The organism is Dietzia sp. B32 (genome assembly GCF_024732245.1).
GTDB lineage: Bacteria > Actinomycetota > Actinomycetes > Mycobacteriales > Mycobacteriaceae > Dietzia.
Genome location: NZ_CP093845.1, coordinates 3,515,771 through 3,533,954 on the forward strand (window position 1 = coordinate 3,515,771; position 18,184 = coordinate 3,533,954).

The window sequence follows — 18,184 nt, forward strand, 5'->3', positions numbered from 1 at the left end:
GTCCGTTCACGGCGTCGACGCTACCGCCACCGCCCCGGCGTCCGGCCGGGTGTCCCGCCCCGAGTGCTCCTGCGTGTCGTTCGCGCATGACGACCCGGCGACGAGAGGGTTGGCCAGCGTCCCGGCGAACTGCAGCGACCCGGCCTGATCGGTCAGGTCCACCATCTGCCGGGTGTTCCGCAGCTGCAGTCGGTTGAGGCACGAATGTCTGAATCGCGGAGCGAACAGCGCCTCCCAGGTGGGACGGTGCACCTCGTTGTCGTCGTCGTCCTCGTTGTCGCCGCGCCCGCCGCCGTCACGACCGCCGCCGCGACCTCCCGCGCCGGGCCCCAGGGTCTCCAGGCACTGCCGCGTCTCGTCCCAGAACTGATCGGCGTCCAGCGCCCCGGCGACGTCGAGGACCGCGGCGAGGTGGCGCAGCACCCCGTCCATGACGTCGGTGTGGACACTCAGCGCGCCGGTCTCGGCGTCCACCACGTGGCGGATCCGCTCGAGCCCCGCGGGCAGGGGGCGGTCGCGAACGACGGCAACCTCCTCGCCGATGTCCTTGAACAGCACCCGGCGCACCGTGTGGTCGGGACCCATCACCACGATGACGTTCTCGCCGTGCGGCATGAACACCAGTCCGTGCACGAGCAGGCACCGCGCGACGGGCACCACGTAGGCGTCGAGCAGCGCCCGGAGCCAGGTGCGGGCGTCCAGGCCGGACCGCTCGAGGTGTTCGACGGCGAGGGCCCGCCCGTGGAGGTCCACGTGCAGCATCGAGGCGAGCGTGACGGCCCGCTCTCCGGGAGTCAGTCGGGGCACGGGGCTCTCGCGCCAGAGTGCCGCGATCATCTTGGTGTGCGGGCCCTCGTCGGAGATCCCGGCCGCGGCCGCCCGGTGATAGGCGTCGCCGGTGTACCCCACGGCGGCGACCTCGCGCAGGATCTGGAAATCCAGCGCGCGCAACACCGGATCGGAGGCGACGACCCCGGCCACCCAGTCGTTGACCGCCGGGGTGTCGCGCATGTACTTGGGCGACAGGCCGCGGGTGAACCCCATGTTCTGCACGGCGAGAGCGGTCTTGACGTAGCCGCGCTCGGGGTGGGAGACATCGAAGAAGGTGCGCACCGACTGCTGTGGCCGGTACTCGCTGTCAGACTCGCCGAGGTGGACCAGGTCGTGGCGGGCGAGATCGGGGCCGAACGCCACCGCGACCTCGTGCTCCCACTGCCACGGGTGCACGGGCAGGATGCGGTAGTCGGCGGGGTCGAGCCCCAGTGAACGCAACCGATCGTCGCAACGCTCGAGCGTGTCGGCGCCGAACTCGCGCACATAGAGTTCCTGCTCGTCGAGGCCCGCAACGGTGGCCAGATGGCTGAGGCCGCGGCGGGCGGCCAGCCACACCAGCCGGACGGTCGACGGGGCCTCGGGCGTGTAACGGTGACGGTCGGACAGCCCCAGGCCCACGCGGCCGTTGTTGGCGACGAACCCGGGATGGCCCTCGGTCATCGCGCCCTCGACCTCCTGCAGGCCCGCCTCCGCCAGCTGCTGTGCGGGGCGATCGCGATGATGTAGACAGAACGCCGCCGAGCCGAGCGTGGCCGCGATCTCCTCCAGGTAGATGCCCACGAGCGACTCGGGGATCCCCAGGTGCGGCGCGAGGGCGATGACCAGTTCCTGCGCGTCCGGTTCGGTCGGGGCGCCGTCGACCTCGCGGCGCAGCGTGGCCTCGTCGATCGCCCAGTGCTCCAGCGGCAACACCCGCGCTCGAAACGTCCACCGCTCGTCGCCGGCGCGCACCTCGTAGGTGTCGGGGCCAGCGTCGGTTTCGGTGTCGGTGGTGCGGACGGGCGCCAGGAGTCGTTCATGGGAGAACTCGGCCAGCGCCTTGGCACAGAGGTGGCGGTGCGCGCGGCGCATCGCGTGACCGGTGAGATGGGCGTGGGCGTGGATGCCGGTCAGCGACGGCAGCGCCGGGAACGGGGTCGACGACGAGACCGACCTCGTCACGCGGCCGAGCTCCGAACCGCGGAACTCGTCGGCGCTACAGATGGAGAGCAGTGCCGTCTTGTCGGGCAGGTCGACGGGGCCGTCCTCGCGAAAGCCGGCGCGGGCGTTGAGCCGGTGCACGGCGGTGTTCCGGATGTCGGGCTCCACCACGACCCGGCGGGCCGGTGAGTTCCCGGACAACGGCACCTCGAACGCGGTCGCGCAGATCGCACCCATCACGGCCGCGGAGGTCCCGGGTACCGGGGTGCGGGTCGGCGCGACGAGGAGGTGCATCCCGAGATCGCCGGGCTCGTGCGGGTATCGACCGACGAGTTCTACGGCGGCCGGGTCGTAGAACACCGCCAGGCCCACGCGCAGGCCGTCGATGCGCACCATGTGCAACGACCGGTGCTGACTCGCCGACCAGTCGGACAGGAACGCCTCGACCTGCGTCGGGGTCGTGCCCCGCAGTCCCCAGTAGGCCGAACCGGGGTGATCGAACCAGGCGTGGAGGGTGTGGACGGTGTCGGCGTCGAGGGTCAGGGACTCGAGCGTGACCAACCCGGCGGGGGAGTGGAACGTGCTGGTGCAGGTGGTGCTGGTGCGGGTGGGGCTCATCGTGCCTCCTGGTGCCGGGCGGCGGGGGCGCCGAACTGCTGGAATGCGATCGAGGACTCGATCGGGTAGACCTCGCGGCCGCAGATGCCGCGCAGGATGATGCTGTTGCGCATCGCGCCCATGCCCAGGTCCGGGGCGGTGAGCCCGTGGGTGTGCTCCTCGGCGTTCTGGACGTGGATGAACGAGTGCGCGCGATCGACCGTGTGGTCGCGGGCCACGCGGTAGCGGCCCCGCTCGTCCCGGTCGATCTCGTCGGCGATCCCGTCGAGGAACCGCGGCGGCGTGGGGGAGTAGCCCGTCGCCAGGACGAGCCCCTCCGTGTGGTGGGTCCACGGCCTGCCCGTGTCGGTGCAGTGCAGGTCCAGGCGCAGGGCGGCACCGGTGGCGGGGTCGGCCTCCCGGCGGGCACCGTCGAGGGCCGTGGCGGCCGCCAGCAGCCCGGTGCCGAGGCCCTGCACCGAGCGGCGGTAGAGCAGGTCGTGGATCTGGTTGATCAGCTCGGCATCGATGCCCTTGTACAGCGAGCGCTGCTCCCGCAGCATCCGGTCTCGTCGGTCCGGGGGCAGCGCGTGGAAGTGGTCGATGTACTCCGGCGAGGTCATCTCGAGCGTGAGCTTGGTGTACTCCATCGGGAAGAACCGCGGCGAGCGGGTCACCCAGTCGATCCGCGGGCCGGCCGCCCCGGTGGCGGACAGCAGATCGTGGTAGATCTCCGCAGCCGACTGGCCACTGCCCACCACGGTCACCGACCCGAGTGAGAGCAGATCCTCCCGCCGGTGGAGGTAGTCGGAGGCGTGGAGAGCCACGGTGTCGCCACCGTCGAGCGGGTCCACCTCGATCGGCGTCCAGGGCGTGGTGCCGATCCCCAGCACCAGGTGTCGGGCGCGATAGGTCTCGGTGCCCTCGGAGGTGATGGCGGTGACCCGGTAGACGGGGGACTCGTCGTCGTTCCCCTCTTCCCGTCGGACGTCGACCACCTCCCGTCCCCACCGCACTCCGCGGACCCGGTCCGCGGCCCATCGGCAGTAGGCGTCGTACTCGGCACGGAGCGGTTGGAAGTCTTCACGGATGTAGAAGGGATACAGGCGCCCGATCTCTTTGAGGTACGCGAGGAACGAGTACGGCGATGTGGGGTCGGCCAACGTGACCAGGTCGGCGAGGAACGGGACCTGGATGGTGGCGTCGTCGAACATGAGCCCGTGGTGCCAGGCGAAGCCGTCGCGGGCGTCGAGGAAGACCGCGTCGAGTCCGAGTGGTTCGGACAGGCAGGCCAGGCCGAGGTTGAACGGCCCGATACCGACGCCGAGCAGGTCGTGGACGTGCTCGGGGTGCGGGGGTCTCCGGGCGTGGTGGGCGCTCGCGCTCATGTCAGTACCCCCGCGGTCGTGGCCTGTCGCATCCCCTCGGCGAGGTAGCTCGCGGCGTCACGGACATCGGCCAGTACGGCGTCCACGTCCTCGTCGCGCAGGTACGGGTCGAGCACGGTCAACTTGAGGCAGGGCCTGCCGTCCACCACCGTCGCCGCGACCACGGAACGGCCCTCCGCGAACAGCGCGTCGCGGACGGGACGTACGAGGGCGTCGGACTCGTCGCCGGCGACCGCAGCGGGGCGGGGTCGGAACAGCACGGTCGACAGGTCGGGGCGGCGCACCAGCTCGAGTTCCGGGTCGGCGTCGATCGTCCGGCCGATCCGGGCGGCGACGTCGATCGCTCCGTCGAGCAAGCGGCCGATGCCGTCGGCGCCCATCACCCGCAGCGTCATCCACAGTTTGAGGGCGTCGAAACGGCGGGTGGTCTGCAGGGACTTGTCCACTGCGTGGTCCTCGCCGTCGGCGGGGTTGAGGTAGTCGGCGCTCACGGTGGAGTGGCGGAAGCCCGAACCGTCGCGCAACAGCAGCGCCGAGGCGGCCACCGGGAGGAAGAAGGTCTTGTGGAAGTCCACCGTCACCGAATCGGCGAGCTCGATCCCGTCGAGCAGCTCCCGGCGCGTGGGGGAGACCAGGAGCCCGCCGCCGTAGGCCGCATCGACGTGCAGCCAGACGTCGTGGCGGCGGCAGATCCCACCGACCTCCCGCAGTGGGTCGATCGCTCCGTGGTCGGTCGTACCGGCCAGCGCGACGACCGCCGCGACCTCGTCCCCGGCGTCGGTCAGTGCGGACAGGGTCCGGTCCAGGGTCGCGGGGTCCATGCGATCGCCGTCGCCGGGCAGGGTGATGACGGCGTCCGGCGCGAGTCCCAGCAGGCGGGCCGCCTTGACCACGCTGAGGTGGGCGTGTTCGCCGGTGACGATGCGCAGGCGCGACAGTCGCGCGCCCCGATCGGAGGCCCCGTCGCTACCGGTGCGCCGCCCGGGCCCCGGCCTGCTGAGGCGGTCCTCCCTGGCGGTGAACAGACCCTGCAGGTTGGAGGCCGTACCACCGGTGGTGAACACGCCGTCAGGACCGGCGCCGCGTGTCCGGTGGGAGTCGTCCGGGTGGTCGGGGGTGTCTTCGGAGGACGCGAACCCGATGAGGCCGGTGACCCAGTCGATGAGCCTCTGCTCGATCAGGCATGCCGAGGTGCCCTGGTCCCACGTCTCGACTGCGGTGTTCACCGACGTCGCCAGCGTCTCGGCGGCGACGGCGGGGATGGTGATCGGGCAGTTGAGATGGGCGAGATAGCGCGGGTGGTGGTACCCGACCGCATGGTCGAGGTACAGGCCGCGGACCTCGTCGAGCGCCTTGTCCAGTGTGCCCAGGGGTGTGGTGAGGTCGACGGCGGCGGTCTGGGCGGCCAGCGTCGCCGGTGACACGGACGAGCGGGGTGTGGTCCGACCGACGAGATAGCGATTCACCTCGGCGGCCGCGGCCGCGAGGGCGGCGGCGTGGGCCTCCCGGTTTCGACTGCCCAACAACGGATCGTTCACGGGTACTCCGACCTACTCGGGGAATTCGGTACGGCGCACGCTATGCAGGCTAGCCTTACCTAAGCAACCGTTGGGTGATATGAATCACTCACTGATACAGGCGAACTGGAAATCTTCGGCGTAGCTGTTGCGTTGGGGGTCATTTCGCCCCTACTGTGGCGCCCACCAAGGTAAGCCATGCCTAAGTCGCCTGGGCGACGTTCCCACAGCAGATGGAGACCCGATGACCGCACCTGCCGCACGCTCCCGGCTGACCCTCGCCCGACCCGGGGCGCCCGAGCGCCGGCGGGCCCGGGCGATGCTGGTCGTCCTCGCGGCGTTCGTCGCCCTCCTCGCGGTGCTCGCCGGCTGCTCGACCGGCGCGGTCGGCGGGTCGGGGGAGTCCGGCACGACAGGCGGCGTCGAGCGGCAGGGTGAGTTCCCCCGCACCATCACGCATGCCTACGGCGAGACCGAGATCGCCGAGGCACCCCAGCGGGTGGCCACGATCTCCTGGGTCAACGCCGACGTCTCGCTGGCGCTGGGCGTCGTGCCGGTGGGGATGCCCCGCAACTCGTTCGGTGCCAACGCGGGCGGCTCCACCGACTGGTTCGACGCGGAGCTCGAGGCCGTCGGTGGCGAGATGCCCACGCTCTACTCGGAGACCGACGGGATCAACACCGAGGCGATCGCGGCCCTCGAGCCCGACCTCATCCTGGGTGCCTACTCCGGGATGACCGCGGAGGAGTACGAGACCCTCTCCAAGATCGCTCCCACGATCGCGATGCCGGAGGGAGACGTCGCGTTCGGCACCGCCTGGCAGGACTCGACCCGGCTCATCGGCGAGGCCCTCGGGCGTTCCGATGCGGCCGAGGAGCTCATCGCCGACGTCGAGGGCCAGATCGAGCAGGTCGCCTCAGACACCCCGGGCATCCGCGACACGACCTTCATCTACGGCACGGTCGACCCGGACGCCGCGGAGAAGATCTACGCCTTCACCGACGTCGACAACCGGCCCCGCTTCCTCGAGCAGCTCGGGATGGTGCAGGCACCGGTCATCGCCGAGGCCTCCAGTGGATCGCCCGACGAGTTCGCGGTGACCTGGTCGCCCGAGCGCGCCGACGAACTGGCCTCCGACATCCTCGTCACCTACGCCGCGTCCCCGGACGTCCGCCGGGCCATCGAGGCCGACCCGCTGCTCGGGCGCATCCCCGCGGTCGAGGCCGGCCGCATAGTGGTCCAGACCGACGAGCAGCAGGTGCTCTCGATCTCGGCCGCCTCGCCGCTGAGCCTGCCGTGGGCGTTGGAGAACGTCGTGCCCGACATCATCGCGGCGGCAGAGCGGGCCTGACCCCGGTGACCGGCCCCGAGACGAGCACGGTCCCGCCCGCCCCACGGGCGGGCGGATCTGCCGTGCCCGCGGGATCCGGGGCGGCGACGCCCCCCGTGCCGACGCCCCCCGTGCCGGGGCGCCGGCGTGTCGCGATCGGTACGGCGGCGTCGCTGGTGCTGCTCGCCGCGGGCGTGGCCGCGTCGTTGTTCGTGGGCGCCCGCCCCGTCGACCCCGCCGTGGTGTGGGCGGCGCTGACGGCGTTGCCCGGCCAGCTGTTCGCCGGGGACCTCTCGGCCGCCCTCGCCCCCGGATCCGGTGCCGGGATGGACGAGGTGGTGGTGGCCGCACGGGTGCCGCGCACGATCACCGCGATCCTCGTCGGCGCCGCTCTCGCGGTGGCCGGTGCCGGTCTGCAGGGCGCGACGCGCAACCCTCTCGGGGACCCGGGCCTGCTCGGACTGACCGCGGGCGCCGCGCTCGGTGTGGTGCTCGGCCTGGCCCTGGCGCCGGCCGCGGGCCCGTCCGCCGTCGCCGTGTTCGCCGTCGTCGGTGCCCTGACCGCCGGAATAGTGGTGGTGGCCGCCGGCAGACTCGGCGCCGACTCCGGGACCGGGCTCGTCCTCGCCGGGGCCGCAGTCACCGCGGGCTGCACCGCGGTCACCTCATCCCTGGTCATCGCCCTCCCGGGCGTTCTCGACCGGTTCCGCTTCTGGGGTCTGGGCTCGGTCGCCCGTGCGGCCGCCCCCGAGATCGGCGCCACCGCGCCGTTGATTCTCCTGGGGCTCATACTGGTCCTGGCCGGGGCCGCTACCCTCGATGCCCTCGCGCTGGGGGACGACCTGGCCCGGGGACTGGGCGTGGGACCCGTCGCCGGGCGCGCCGTTGTCCTCGCCGGCGTCGTGATCCTGTCCGGGGTCGCCACGGCGCTCGCCGGCCCCATAGTTTTCCTCGGACTGCTCGTGCCGCACCTGCTCCGTCGGCTGGTCGGGGTGGGCAACCGCGTCGTCCTGGGACTGTCGGCGATCGTGGGGCCCGTGGTCCTGCTGTTCGCGGACACGGTCGGGCGAGTGATCGCCCCGCCCGGGGAGATCGCCGTCGGCGTGATGACCGTGGCGATAGGGGTGCCCTTCCTCATCGCCCTCCTGCGCGCGAACCGGGGGGTGAGCGGCTCGTGAGCCCCGACGTCCTCGACCGCTCCGCCGACCCCGCCGCCCGCGCCGACCACCCCGGGACCGAGCGGGTGGTGCGCGGTCTGTCGGCCCGCCGGCGCAGGCACGCGCTCCTCGTGATCGTCGGGCTCGGCGCCACCCTGCTGGCGGTGATGGCGGCGCGCGTGTTGCTGGGGCGCTACATGGTGACCATCCCCGACTTCATATCCATCCTCGGCGGCGCGACGATCCCCGGCGCCACGTTCGTCGTGATGGAGGACAAACTGCCGCGCGCGGTCCTCGGCGCGCTCGCCGGTTTGGCGTTCGGCGCGTCCGGGGCGTTGTTCCGTCGCGTCCTGGGCAACCCCCTGGCCAGCCCCGACATCCTCGGCATCTCCCACGGGGCCTCCGCGGGGGCCGTGGCGGGGATGACGCTGTGGGGACTGCGCGGGGTCGGGGTCGTGCCCGCCGCGCTGCTCGGGTCCGCAGCCGCGCTCGCTGTCGTCCTGGCGGCCTCCGCGGGACGGCACACCGGTATCGTCGGCCAGCGGTTCCTGCTCGGTGGCGTGGCGGTGGCCGCGCTCGGCACCGCCGTGGTCACCCAGCTCATCGCACGAGTGCCGTTGAACGGCGCCCGGGAGGCCGCGGTGTGGACCGTCGGTTCGTTGTCCGGGGCGTCGGGGGAGCGCATCGTCTGGCTCGCCGTCGCGCTGGTGGTGTTGCTCCCGCCGGGCATGTGGCTGCACGCCGCTCTCCGGCCCGCCGAGCTGGGGCCCGAGCTCGCCGTCGGACTCGGGTCGCGCCCGATCCCCACCCGCGCCGCCGCGCTGGGGGTGGGGAGCCTGCTCGCCGCCGTCGCGACGGCCGTGGCCGGCCCGCTCGCGTTCGTCGCCCTGTTGTCCACCCCGGTCGCCGCCGCGCTCGGTCGCGGGCGGCCTCACATCGGGGCGGCCGCGCTCACCGGCGCCGTGATCGTCGTGGCCGCCGACATCGTCGCCTCCGAAGCCCTGGGCACCGTCGACCTGCCCACCGGCGTGGTGACCGGTGCCCTCGGTGCCCCCGCCATGCTGTGGATCCTCCTGCGCTCGAGAAAGGTGGCCTGATGAGCATCCCCGCGCCCGTCGCGTCCGTGACCCCGGTCCTGCCCATGGACCTCGGACCCGAACCCGCCCCCGCCTTCCGCATGCGCGGCCTGACCCTGGGATACGGCGCCGAACCGGTGATCCGCGACCTCGACTTGGACATCCCCGCCGGGCGGACCACCGTGCTGATCGGCGCCAACGGCTGCGGCAAGTCCACGATCCTTCGCGCCCTGGGGAGACAGCTGCGGCCACTGTCCGGCTCGATCGAGACCGATGGCCGCCCGCTGTCCCAGGTCGGGGCCCGTGAGCACGCCCGGTCGGTGGCGTTCCTGCCGCAGTCACCACTGGTGCCGGAGGGACTCACCGTGGCCGAACTCGTCGCGCGTGGTCGGCACCCGCACCGTCGCTGGTGGGGAGGGGGCGACGACGACGACACCGCAGTCGCCGACGCCCTGGACATGACCGGCACGGCCGAATTCGCCCACCGGCGGGTCGACGAGTTGTCCGGCGGCCAACGTCAACGCGTCTGGGTCGCACTCGTGCTGGCCCAGGCCACCCCCACCCTCCTGCTGGATGAACCCTGTTCGTTCCTCGACCTCGCGCATCAACTCGACGTGCTGGACCTCGTCCGCGACCTGCCGCTGCCCGCCGTCCACGGCGGCAGGGGCAGCGGCCGACGCACCGTGGTGGCGGTGCTGCACGAACTCAGCCTGGCAGCCCGGGTGGCCGATCACCTGGTGGCGGTCGCCGAGGGCGGCGTCGTCGCCGCCGGCCCGCCGGACCAGGTGATCACCCAGGAGACCCTGCGTCGCGTGTTCGACCTGGACGCCGACATCATCACCGACCCGGCCACCGGCCACCCCGTGGTACTCCCACGGGGACGACGGAAGGGGACACCATGACCGCACTCGCCGTAGAGGCACCGATCGTCGTCTCGCAGACCCGGGTCATCGCCGCCCGCCCGCTGGGCGACTCGTTCGTCCGCCTCGTGGTGGCCGGGCCCGAGCTGCTCCGCTGGTCAGCCGACGTGGTGGACCCGGGCACCGCGCGGGACGCCTATATCAAGGTCATCGTGCCCCCACCGGGCGGCGGCGGTGTACTCCCGGACGCCGCGGCGATCCGCGACTGGCTCGCCCTGTCCGAGTGCGAGCGCGGTTGGATGCGCACGTACACCGTGCGTCGCGCGGACACCGTCGACATGGACGGGGGACCGGTTCCCGCGTTGACGGTGGACATGGTGGTCCACCCCGGCGGCGACGAGGGACCGGGATCCGCCTGGGCTCGCTCCGTACGGCCCGGCGACATCGTGCACATCGCCGGCCCGGGCCGCGGTCACGCACCGTGGGCCGCCTGGGCCCCCGGGCAGGCCGAACGTGTGGTGTGTGCCGGCGACGAGACCGCGGCCCCGGCGCTGCTCGCGATCGCCGAGGAACTCGCCGCGGAGGCGAAGGCGGTCGGGTCGGCCCACCGGCGGCAGGTACGGATCGTCGTGGAGGTCCCGACCCCCGCCGACGCCGTGGCGCTCGCCGACGGCGCCCCCGACTTCGTCACCGTGCTGCCGCGGGAGGGGGAGCCCGGCACCGCGGTGGCCCGACGCCTGGCGGGCGTGCTGGACCTCGGCGACGAGTGCGTGCGGACCGTCCTGGGCGGGCGCCGACCCGCGGAGCGCGAATGGCAGCCGGCGACCGCCGTCTCCTCCGGCCAGCCGTACGTGTTCCTCGCGGGAGAGGCGGGGCTCGTCCGTGCCATGCGCCGCCTCGCCGTGGACGCCGCCGGGGTGCCCAAGGAGGCCGTGGCGTTCATGGGCTACTGGCGGCGTGGGACCGCCGAGTGCTGACCGGTTCTAAACGCCGCGGTCGGCCGGCGGGTACGACGGGTCCCGCAACGCCCTGAGGACATGCGGATAGCGCGACCCGGGCAGACGGTTCCCGATCGGATCGAAGTGCAGGCCCTCGTCGTCGTCCTCCCACGAGTCCACCTCGAGCCGGCCCAGCGTCTTCCACCTGCCGAGCGGCGTCGCGTGCTGCAGGGTCCACGTGCCGCCGTCGCCGGCGGGGATCGCGGCCAGGAGGAGCGGGCGACCGGCGATGAGCACCGGGAACATGGACGTCATGGTGCGGCCCATCGTGCGCCAGCCCGCGGTGAGGAGGTAGCGGCTCAGCGGGCCCGTCCCCGTGCTCGCGAGCAGGATGTCGACCGGCCTCTCGGCGTGGATCCGGACCGCCATGCCGCCGATGTCGGGCACCGCGTCCGGGAGGCCCACCGCGCGGGAGAACCGGATGGTCGCCGGCCAGCGGCCCGTCACGTCCAGCAAGGGCGAACCCGTGCGTCCCACCCCGGTCACGCTCAGCGTGGCCTCGGCGATGACGCCCTTGGGGTGCAGGGCCTTGGGGCGGGCCAGCCGCGCCACCGCGGCGACGGCGCCGAATGCCGACCCGGCCAGGCTGGCCAGCGGAGCCGAGCGCAGTGCGACCTCCTTCGACTCGCGCGTGGAGGGCACGAGGGCGGAGGGCACGAGGGCGGAGGGCACGAGGGCGGAGGGCTGGGGGGAAGAAGGCTCAGCTGGCGAACCCGCTTCGGCGTAGTCGCGGCCGGCGTTCCGGGTGCGTCGGGACATGGCCCCACGATACGCAGCGCTGCGCGGAACGGCGCGGGCCCGGGCTCGGTCGTCGGTCGTGTTCAGTCATCCACGCCGCGGGCGGCCAACGCGTCGCCCAGCTGGTCGGCGGTCGTCAGCGCGCCGAGCACGGTCGGTACCACGAGCGCGCGGATCGACATCCCCAGGCCGCGGGCCCTGCGGGCCTCGGTGACCTGGCGGAGTTGACGCGCGAGCAGGGGGATGGCCCGGATGGTGAGGACCAGCACGAGCGCGATCCGGTCCGGCGAGACCCCGACGTGCCGCAGCGGCTGGGCTGCGCGGGTGACCGCGTCGAGCATGTCCGAGATCCGCGTGGTCAGCGCGACCAGACCCGCGACCGTGATCGCCACCAGCAGCGCGCCGCACACCCTCAGGGCGGTGTCGAGATCGGCGACGATCCACTGCAGGACGAGGATCGCGATGAGCATCGGCAGCACCGGGCGGACCTGATCCCACGCCGCCCGGGGACGGATACGCCCGACCGCGTAGAGGACCGCGGTCAGCCCGAGGGCGGGCAGTACGTGCCAGGGCTCCCGGATCGCCAGAGTGGCGGCGAGGATGAGCACGCACACCAGCAGGATCTTGAGTCCCGCAGGCAGTCGGTGCAGGAGCGAGTTCCCCGGTTGATAGGTGGCGAACACCTAGGCCCCCGGCCCCGGGCCCAGGGCGATGCGCCGGTAGCCCGCCAGCGCGGGGCCGGGGGCGTCGTCGATCACCACGCGGCCACCGTCCACCACCAGGACGCGGTCGAAGTCGGCCACGAGGTCCAGGTCGTGCGTGACCACCACGAGCTGCTGCTCCAACCCGGCGAACGTCTCGGCAACCAGTGCGCGGTTACGCAGATCGAGCAGGGTCGTGGGCTCGTCTGCCACCACCACGGCGGGTTCGACCACCAACACCGCAGCCAGGGCCAGCAACTGCTTCTGCCCCCCGGAGAGGAGATGGCACGGATGTTCGGCATGGCCGGCCAGGCCGTAGGTCTCGAGCACCTGCGCTACTCGTCGTCGTCGTTCCTCCCGGTTCAGACCCGAACGGCGCAGGGAGAAGTCCACGTCCTCCTCCACGGTCGGCATGACGATCTGGGTGTCCGGGTCGGTGAAGCAGAACCCCACCCGGCGGCGGATCGCCGCGCCCTTGCGGCGGGTGTCGAGACCGCCGACGGTCACCGTGCCGGAGGTGGGGACGACGAGCCCGTTGATCATCCGCGCCAGCGTGGACTTGCCGCCGCCGTTGACCCCGACGATCCCGATGCGGCGCTCGGTGAGCGTCAGGTCGACGTCGGCGAGGACGGTCCGGTCACCGTAGGCGTGACCGACACCGTCGAACCGGATCTCCGTGCTGGTCACTTCCGGCGCAGCGGGGCGATCAGGCCGGGGCGTGCCTTGTGGACCTGGGTCGCGACGACCGCCGTGACGACCGCCTTGACCAGGTCACCCGGCAGGAACACCGTGTTGGCGGCGATCGCACCACCGAGCGTCAGTTCGGTGCGGAGCAACATGCCGGCCACGCCGACGGCGTAGATGACGACGATGCCGCCGAGGACGTTGATGAGCAGTCCCGGGACGAGGCGGTAGCGCGGCATGATCCACGCGGTGAGCAGGCCGATCACGATGACCGCCGGGATCCAGCCGATGAGGAAGCCCGCGGTGGGGCCGGCCAGCGAGGTGAGCGTGGTCCGGCCGCCCGCGAGCACGGGCAGTGCCAGGCCGATGACCATGACCGCGAGCACCGAGAGGGCGCCCTTGCGCCACCCGAGCAGTGAGCCGGCGAGCATCACGCCGAGCGTCTGCAGGGTGATGGGCACGCCGGCCGAGCCGATGCTGATCTGACCGGGCAGGCCCAGGACGACGATGAGGGCGGCGAACACCGCGATCTGGGCGAGGTCTCGGGTGGCGCTACGGGCCGGGGCCCGGTCGACGGGGATGCTCACTGGACTCCTTGGCTCCGCGGGTGCTGGTTGACACCCCTGATGCGGTCCATTGTCGCGCCTGTCACGTCGGATGACCTCATCGGGCACCGGCGGGTTCGGTCGCCACCGGCCGGGATCGTGCCTAAAGTGACGTGAATCACACACCACGGTCCGGGGGCGGTACGGGATGGCACGAGCACGAAGCGGACCCGGCGCGATCCTCACCGCCCTCCTGGCGGCGCTCATCCTCGTCGTGGCGTCCGGTGTCCACTCGTCGGCGGCAGCCGACGCCGCGACGTACGCGGCCTACCTCGACGTCCCCGCCGACAACGCGGACGGTGAGTCTGCGGGCGGCGTCTCCACCGGGCTGACCACCGATGTCGACGAGCTCCGCGCCGCGCTCGACGTGGTGAGGGCGGCCGGGGTGGACCCGCGACGCTATTCGACCCTGACGCGCCAGTACTGGCTGGCGGTGGGCGCGGAACACGCCCGCATCGACCTCGACGAGTGGGCGCCGGCCCGGGGCCTGGCGGCGAATCTCGACACGGTCGACAAGGTGTACGTCAACTACCTCCGGCTGTACAACTCCCACGACGGGTTCTGGTGGTCGGGGATGGCGGGGCTCGCGGGGATGTCGTTCGCCGCCGGGTTCTGGGACCTCGACGAGGTCGGTGGGCTGCTCACCGTGCCGGGCGTGCACGAGGTGGGACTCGGGGTCGGGGGAGCGATGGCCGGGATGCCGTGGGAGGTGGCCCGCGAGATGCCCCGGGACGTGCGCCTATTGGCCACCGCCGGTCCGACCCTGCGGCGACCCGACGTCGACTGGTACATGCACCGGCTACTCGTCATGCAGCGCCACATCTTCACCGACATGATCCCGGTGCACGAGGCCTACGCCGCGGGGGGACTGGCGGCCGTCGACGAGCTGGCCGCGGGAGGGGCGTACGACGACTACGCGCTCGAGGCGTGGCGGATGCTCGATGACGGGTCCCCGGAGGGGCGATCCGACGCCCTGCTGCGGATGGCGTCCCGGGAGCAGAACCAGATCATCGCCGACCAGTGGGACGCCACCGCCGCCGGGCGCGGGGACCACGGCAGGGTGCTCACCTACATCACCACCGTCGGCGGTGCCCCCGACATCCCTGGTGCCCGCACGCTGGGTCAGTTCCGGCCGCTCTCCGTCCGCGCGGACGTGGGTGGTCGGCCGATGATGGCGCACACGCCGCTGCCGGCCTTCAACTGGGCCGACAGGGAGCCGCGGTGGGAGTACATCGAACAGGAGCTGGTGCCCGCGTACCGATCGCTCGTCCGCGATCGGCCCGACGAGGCGCCGCAGTATCTCGACGTGGGCTTCCGCCCGCGCGCGGAGCAGAACCGGATAGTGATGCGTCTTCCGGAGTTCGCCGGGCAGATGACCTCGGGGTGGGCGGTCACCCCGGGGTGATGGGTGCGGGCGCCAACAGCACCTCGACCGCGGGCAGTACCTCGTCCACCCGCCGGCCACCCTCGACCAGCTCGGACGCCTTGAAGGTCGCCGCCATGACGATCTCCGTCAGCACCTCGGGGTCCGCGGAGGACATCTCCGCGAGGCACTCGCGCAGTGGGGCTGTCATCTGGCCGTGCATCCGGTGCAGGTCATCCCGTGCGGAGCCCTCGGGGAGTTGGGCGGCCAGTGCGGTGAGGATCGCGTGGTCGCCCGCCGCCACGCGGTCGAGGGTCGCCCGGATGAATGCGAGGACTCCGGCCCGGCCGCCGTCGGTTTCCCGGACCGCGCCGGTGACGGTGTCGATCCACCGGGGCATGAGGTCCTCGGCGACGCCCACGATCAGCTCCGCCCGCGACGGGAAGTAGGTGTAGAAGTTCGACCTCGTCATCCCGGAGCGGGTGGTCAGTTCGTTGATGTCCGGAGGGGTCCCCGGTGCCTCGGAGAGCATCGAGCGCGCGGCGTCGAGCAGGGCCCGGCGCCGCGCGTCACGGTGTTCGCCCACGGTGGGGGCGTCGATGCGGGGGATGGAAACCTCCCGGGTCAGCGAACTGCGGAACAGTCGATCATACGTGCGCTGCGAGGCGCCCGTCGACCATCTCGAGGACCCTGTCGCAGTGCTCGAGGATCTCGTGGTCGTGGGTCACCAGCACCGTGGCCACCCCGTGCTCATGCGTCTCCTCGGCCAGCAGTCGGACCACGTCGTGGCTGTTCTTCCGGTCGAGCGCGGCAGTGGGCTCGTCGACCAGCAGCAGATCAGGCGAGGACATCAGGGCGCGCGCGATTCCCACCCGCTGCCGCTCGCCACCCGACATGGTGGCGGGGCGGCGCCGGGCGCGGTGCGTGAGACCGACCGCCTCGAGCAGCTGGTCCGGGTCGCGAAGTCGGGAGCGGTCGCCGCCCAGCGTGCCCACCAGCCGGAGCTGGTCGCGGGCGGTGAGGGCGGGCACGAGGTTGCCCGACTGGAACACGAAGCCCACGTGGTCGCGGCGGAAGCGGGTGAGCTCGCGGCGGCCGAGGCCGGTGATGTCGCGGCCACCCACCTCGACGGTGCCCGCGGTGGGGGTCGCCAGGCCGCCGGCCACGGCCAGCAGGCTGGACTTGCCCGCGCCGGAGGGGCCGACCACGGCGAGGACCTCCCCGCGGGCGACCTCGAGGTCGATCCCCGCCAGCGCGTAGAGGGTCTCGTCGCCGTCCTGGAAGGCCAGCTCGACCCCGCTCAAGCGCAGTCCCGCGGTGGCGTCGGTGTGTGCGGTCGTGGTCATCGGTTCTCTCCCAGTGCGCTGTGCGGGGCGACGGAGCTGATACGGACAGTGGCGAGCGTGGCGCCGACCAGGCCCAGGACCAGCAGGAGGACGGCCCCGAGGACGATCGGTCCGGCCTCGAGTGCGAACGGCATCCCGGTCCCGACCAGCAGTGAGCCCAGGCCCACGCCGATCGCGACGCCGACGGTGATGGCGGCCGCCAACAGGATGAGCGCCTGGCCGACCGCGTCGATCAGCAGCTTGGCGGTCGACGCGCCCATGGCGCGCAGGACCGCGATCTCGCGGGAGCGCTGGACGGTGAGGATCGCGAAGAAGGCGCCCACGACGAGCGCGGAGATCGCGTAGAGGAACCAGGTGATCATCGACATCGTCGTCGTCTCCGCCTGATAACCGGGGGAGGCGTTGTAGGCGTCCTCCATCGGGCGCGCCGAGGTGTCGGCGACGGCGTCGCCGGCGGCCAGGTCGGGGATCTTCCCGTCGACGCCGGCCAGGGCGACCACGCTGTACTCCTCGCGGGCGCCGGCACGGGGCTCCTCGCCGAAGCGGGTGCCGGAGTTGACGTCCTGCCAGGTGGTCAGGGTGGTGAAGGCCATGTCGACGTGGCCGAAGGTGTGCTGGTCGGCGGCGATGCCGACAACGGTCAGCGGGATCTCCAGCCGGTCGACCGTCACCGTGTCGCCGATCGAGACGTTCTCGGCGGCCGTGGAGCTGACGAGGATCTCGCCGTCCGCGGTCGGGGTGCGGCCCTCCGCCGCAGCGGGCACGAGCGGCCCGTCCGGGTCGGCGCCGATCAACGTGAGATCGACGGGCGTGCCGGCCGAGGACTTGGCGTTGATGATCGACAGGCCCATCGGGGTGGCGATCTCGACGTCCGGTTGTGCGGCCCAGGCCTCGACCTGGTCCGGCCCGACCACGGAGCGGGTGAAGGCCGAGTCGGTCTTGGTCTCCGGGGCGAAGGCGACCGCCTGTACGGGCATGCGCTGCAGGCCGGAGACGCCGTCGTTGACGAGGCCGGAGGTCAGCCCTGCCAGCAGGACCATCAGGACGCTGATCAGGGCTACGACGGAGCCCATCAGGGTGAATCGGGAACGCGCGTGTATGAGTTCGCGCCAAGCGAGGAACATGGAGGCCTTCCGGCGTCGACGTGGGGGACGAGAATTATCCTAACTCTGTGTCGGCAAGATGCTGACATCATGTCGCGAAGATCACCGGGCCGGTGTCGCCCGGATGTGCGCCCGCTCGCCCTGTCTGCCCACCAGGCTGAGGAACTCGACCGGGCCTGCGCTCGTGGCGCCGAACCAGTGCGGGGTGCGGGTGTCGAACTCGGCCGCTTCGCCCGGCGTGAGGATGAGGTCGTGCTCGCCCAGGACCAATCGCAGCCTGCCGTCCAGGACGAACACCCAGTCGTAGCCCTCGTGGACGTGGAGGTGGGGTTCGTCGTCGTCGCGACCGGTGGGGAGTACGAACTTGTACGCCTGGATCCCGCCTGGTCGGCGCGACAGCGGGATCACGGTCGCGCCGTGGTCGGTGGCGATCGGACGTAGCGTCACCCGCGGGTCGCCGGTCGGCGGGGCGTCGACGAGTTGGTCCAGGGTGACGCCGTGTGCCCGCGCCAGCGGCAGCAGTAGTTCGAGGGTGGGGCGGCGTTGCCCGGACTCGAGTCGGGAGAGCGTGCTGGTGGAGATGCCGGTGGACTCCGCCAGCGCGGTCAGCGTGAGGTCGCGGCGTTGCCGGAGGGCCCGCAGTCGGGGCCCCACCGCGTCGAGGGTGCGGGCGGTCGGGTCGGTCCCGTTCGGATCGGTCATGGGACCGACTTTGCCAGAACGGCAATGAATGTTGCGTCTCGTGCG

General features: G+C 72.3%; 17 protein-coding genes. 6 read left to right on the forward strand and 11 right to left on the reverse strand.

The window, feature by feature from the left end; genetic code table 11:
• Nucleotides 1-6: 6 nt before the first annotated feature.
• From L8M95_RS16550 to L8M95_RS16560, 3 genes are read right to left on the reverse strand one after another with little or no spacing between them, the layout of a single operon-like run.
• Nucleotides 7-2,592: a GNAT family N-acetyltransferase gene (locus tag L8M95_RS16550; protein WP_260487173.1), complete on the reverse strand. Its 2,586-nt coding sequence runs from the start codon at nucleotides 2,590-2,592 to the stop codon at nucleotides 7-9.
• Nucleotides 2,589-3,959, reverse strand: coding sequence for a lysine N(6)-hydroxylase/L-ornithine N(5)-oxygenase family protein (locus L8M95_RS16555; protein WP_260487175.1), 1,371 nt, complete (start codon nucleotides 3,957-3,959; stop codon nucleotides 2,589-2,591). The genes L8M95_RS16550 and L8M95_RS16555 overlap by 4 nt, the downstream gene beginning before the upstream one ends.
• Nucleotides 3,956-5,497: a pyridoxal-dependent decarboxylase gene (locus L8M95_RS16560; RefSeq protein ID WP_260487176.1), complete on the reverse strand. Its 1,542-nt coding sequence runs from the start codon at nucleotides 5,495-5,497 to the stop codon at nucleotides 3,956-3,958. The genes L8M95_RS16555 and L8M95_RS16560 overlap by 4 nt, the downstream gene beginning before the upstream one ends.
• 223 nt (nucleotides 5,498-5,720) lie before the next feature.
• Between L8M95_RS16560 and L8M95_RS16565 the strand changes: the two genes are divergently transcribed.
• From L8M95_RS16565 to L8M95_RS16585, 5 genes are all read left to right on the forward strand, one after another.
• Nucleotides 5,721-6,827 (forward strand): iron-siderophore ABC transporter substrate-binding protein, encoded by a 1,107-nt coding sequence (locus L8M95_RS16565; RefSeq protein WP_260487177.1) that lies wholly within the window; start codon nucleotides 5,721-5,723, stop codon nucleotides 6,825-6,827.
• A gap of 95 nt (nucleotides 6,828-6,922) precedes the next feature.
• On the forward strand, nucleotides 6,923-7,984 hold the full coding sequence (locus L8M95_RS16570) for an iron ABC transporter permease (protein WP_260487178.1): 1,062 nt from the start codon (nucleotides 6,923-6,925) through the stop codon (nucleotides 7,982-7,984).
• Nucleotides 7,981-9,060: an iron chelate uptake ABC transporter family permease subunit gene (locus tag L8M95_RS16575; RefSeq protein WP_260487179.1), complete on the forward strand. Its 1,080-nt coding sequence runs from the start codon at nucleotides 7,981-7,983 to the stop codon at nucleotides 9,058-9,060. The genes L8M95_RS16570 and L8M95_RS16575 overlap by 4 nt, the downstream gene beginning before the upstream one ends.
• Before the next feature lie 44 nt (nucleotides 9,061-9,104).
• The gene (locus L8M95_RS16580) at nucleotides 9,105-9,941 is read left to right on the forward strand and encodes an ABC transporter ATP-binding protein (protein WP_396119814.1); all 837 of its coding nucleotides are present in this window, start codon (nucleotides 9,105-9,107) and stop codon (nucleotides 9,939-9,941) included.
• Entirely contained in the window at nucleotides 9,938-10,876 is a 939-nt protein-coding gene (locus L8M95_RS16585) for a siderophore-interacting protein (protein WP_260487181.1), read from the forward strand. Before L8M95_RS16580 ends, L8M95_RS16585 begins: the two co-directional genes overlap by 4 nt.
• A gap of 6 nt (nucleotides 10,877-10,882) precedes the next feature.
• Here L8M95_RS16585 and L8M95_RS16590 read toward each other — a convergent pair whose 3' ends face one another.
• The 4 genes from L8M95_RS16590 to L8M95_RS16605 all read right to left on the reverse strand — a co-directional run bounded on the left by L8M95_RS16590 (nucleotide 10,883) and on the right by L8M95_RS16605 (nucleotide 13,607).
• Complete coding sequence (locus L8M95_RS16590) at nucleotides 10,883-11,656, reverse strand: phosphodiesterase (RefSeq protein WP_260487182.1); 774 nt, start codon at nucleotides 11,654-11,656, stop codon at nucleotides 10,883-10,885.
• Between the two features lie 62 nt (nucleotides 11,657-11,718).
• Nucleotides 11,719-12,318, reverse strand: coding sequence for an energy-coupling factor transporter transmembrane protein EcfT (locus tag L8M95_RS16595; protein ID WP_260487183.1), 600 nt, complete (start codon nucleotides 12,316-12,318; stop codon nucleotides 11,719-11,721).
• Nucleotides 12,319-13,023 (reverse strand): energy-coupling factor ABC transporter ATP-binding protein, encoded by a 705-nt coding sequence (locus L8M95_RS16600; protein ID WP_260487184.1) that lies wholly within the window; start codon nucleotides 13,021-13,023, stop codon nucleotides 12,319-12,321. It abuts the gene before it with no gap.
• Entirely contained in the window at nucleotides 13,020-13,607 is a 588-nt protein-coding gene (locus L8M95_RS16605; protein WP_260487185.1) for a biotin transporter BioY, read from the reverse strand. The genes L8M95_RS16600 and L8M95_RS16605 overlap by 4 nt, the downstream gene beginning before the upstream one ends.
• Before the next feature lie 166 nt (nucleotides 13,608-13,773).
• On the opposite strand from L8M95_RS16605, the gene L8M95_RS16610 reads away from it, so the two are divergent.
• Nucleotides 13,774-15,030 (forward strand): hypothetical protein, encoded by a 1,257-nt coding sequence (locus L8M95_RS16610; RefSeq protein ID WP_260487186.1) that lies wholly within the window; start codon nucleotides 13,774-13,776, stop codon nucleotides 15,028-15,030.
• Here L8M95_RS16610 and L8M95_RS16615 read toward each other — a convergent pair.
• From L8M95_RS16615 to L8M95_RS16630, 4 genes are all read right to left on the reverse strand, one after another.
• Nucleotides 15,017-15,574: a TetR/AcrR family transcriptional regulator gene (locus L8M95_RS16615; protein WP_260487187.1), complete on the reverse strand. Its 558-nt coding sequence runs from the start codon at nucleotides 15,572-15,574 to the stop codon at nucleotides 15,017-15,019. The two genes, L8M95_RS16610 and L8M95_RS16615, sit on opposite strands and share 14 nt — an antisense overlap.
• A 61-nt stretch (nucleotides 15,575-15,635) precedes the next feature.
• Complete coding sequence (locus L8M95_RS16620) at nucleotides 15,636-16,334, reverse strand: ABC transporter ATP-binding protein (protein WP_260487188.1); 699 nt, start codon at nucleotides 16,332-16,334, stop codon at nucleotides 15,636-15,638.
• The gene (locus L8M95_RS16625; RefSeq protein WP_260487189.1) at nucleotides 16,331-17,458 is read right to left on the reverse strand and encodes an ABC transporter permease; all 1,128 of its coding nucleotides are present in this window, start codon (nucleotides 17,456-17,458) and stop codon (nucleotides 16,331-16,333) included. Before L8M95_RS16625 ends, L8M95_RS16620 begins: the two co-directional genes overlap by 4 nt.
• An 81-nt stretch (nucleotides 17,459-17,539) precedes the next feature.
• Nucleotides 17,540-18,139, reverse strand: coding sequence for a helix-turn-helix domain-containing protein (locus tag L8M95_RS16630; RefSeq protein WP_260487190.1), 600 nt, complete (start codon nucleotides 18,137-18,139; stop codon nucleotides 17,540-17,542).
• Nucleotides 18,140-18,184: the final 45 nt, after the last annotated feature.

Excerpts from the sequence above, each read along its gene's own strand:
- L8M95_RS16580 (WP_396119814.1), top strand. The coding sequence starts at position 9,105 with ATGGACCTCGGACCCGAACCCGCCCCCGCCTTCCGCATGCGCGGCCTG.
- L8M95_RS16565 (WP_260487177.1), top strand. The coding sequence starts at position 5,721 with ATGACCGCACCTGCCGCACGCTCCCGGCTGACCCTCGCCCGACCCGGG.
- L8M95_RS16625 (WP_260487189.1), bottom strand. The coding sequence starts at position 17,458 with ATGTTCCTCGCTTGGCGCGAACTCATACACGCGCGTTCCCGATTCACC.
- L8M95_RS16620 (WP_260487188.1), bottom strand. The coding sequence starts at position 16,334 with ATGACCACGACCGCACACACCGACGCCACCGCGGGACTGCGCTTGAGC.
- L8M95_RS16590 (WP_260487182.1), bottom strand. The coding sequence starts at position 11,656 with ATGTCCCGACGCACCCGGAACGCCGGCCGCGACTACGCCGAAGCGGGT.
- L8M95_RS16555 (WP_260487175.1), bottom strand. The coding sequence starts at position 3,959 with ATGAGCGCGAGCGCCCACCACGCCCGGAGACCCCCGCACCCCGAGCAC.
- L8M95_RS16630 (WP_260487190.1), bottom strand. The coding sequence starts at position 18,139 with ATGACCGATCCGAACGGGACCGACCCGACCGCCCGCACCCTCGACGCG.
- L8M95_RS16585 (WP_260487181.1), top strand. The coding sequence starts at position 9,938 with ATGACCGCACTCGCCGTAGAGGCACCGATCGTCGTCTCGCAGACCCGG.
- L8M95_RS16550 (WP_260487173.1), bottom strand. The coding sequence starts at position 2,592 with ATGAGCCCCACCCGCACCAGCACCACCTGCACCAGCACGTTCCACTCC.
- L8M95_RS16610 (WP_260487186.1), top strand. The coding sequence starts at position 13,774 with ATGGCACGAGCACGAAGCGGACCCGGCGCGATCCTCACCGCCCTCCTG.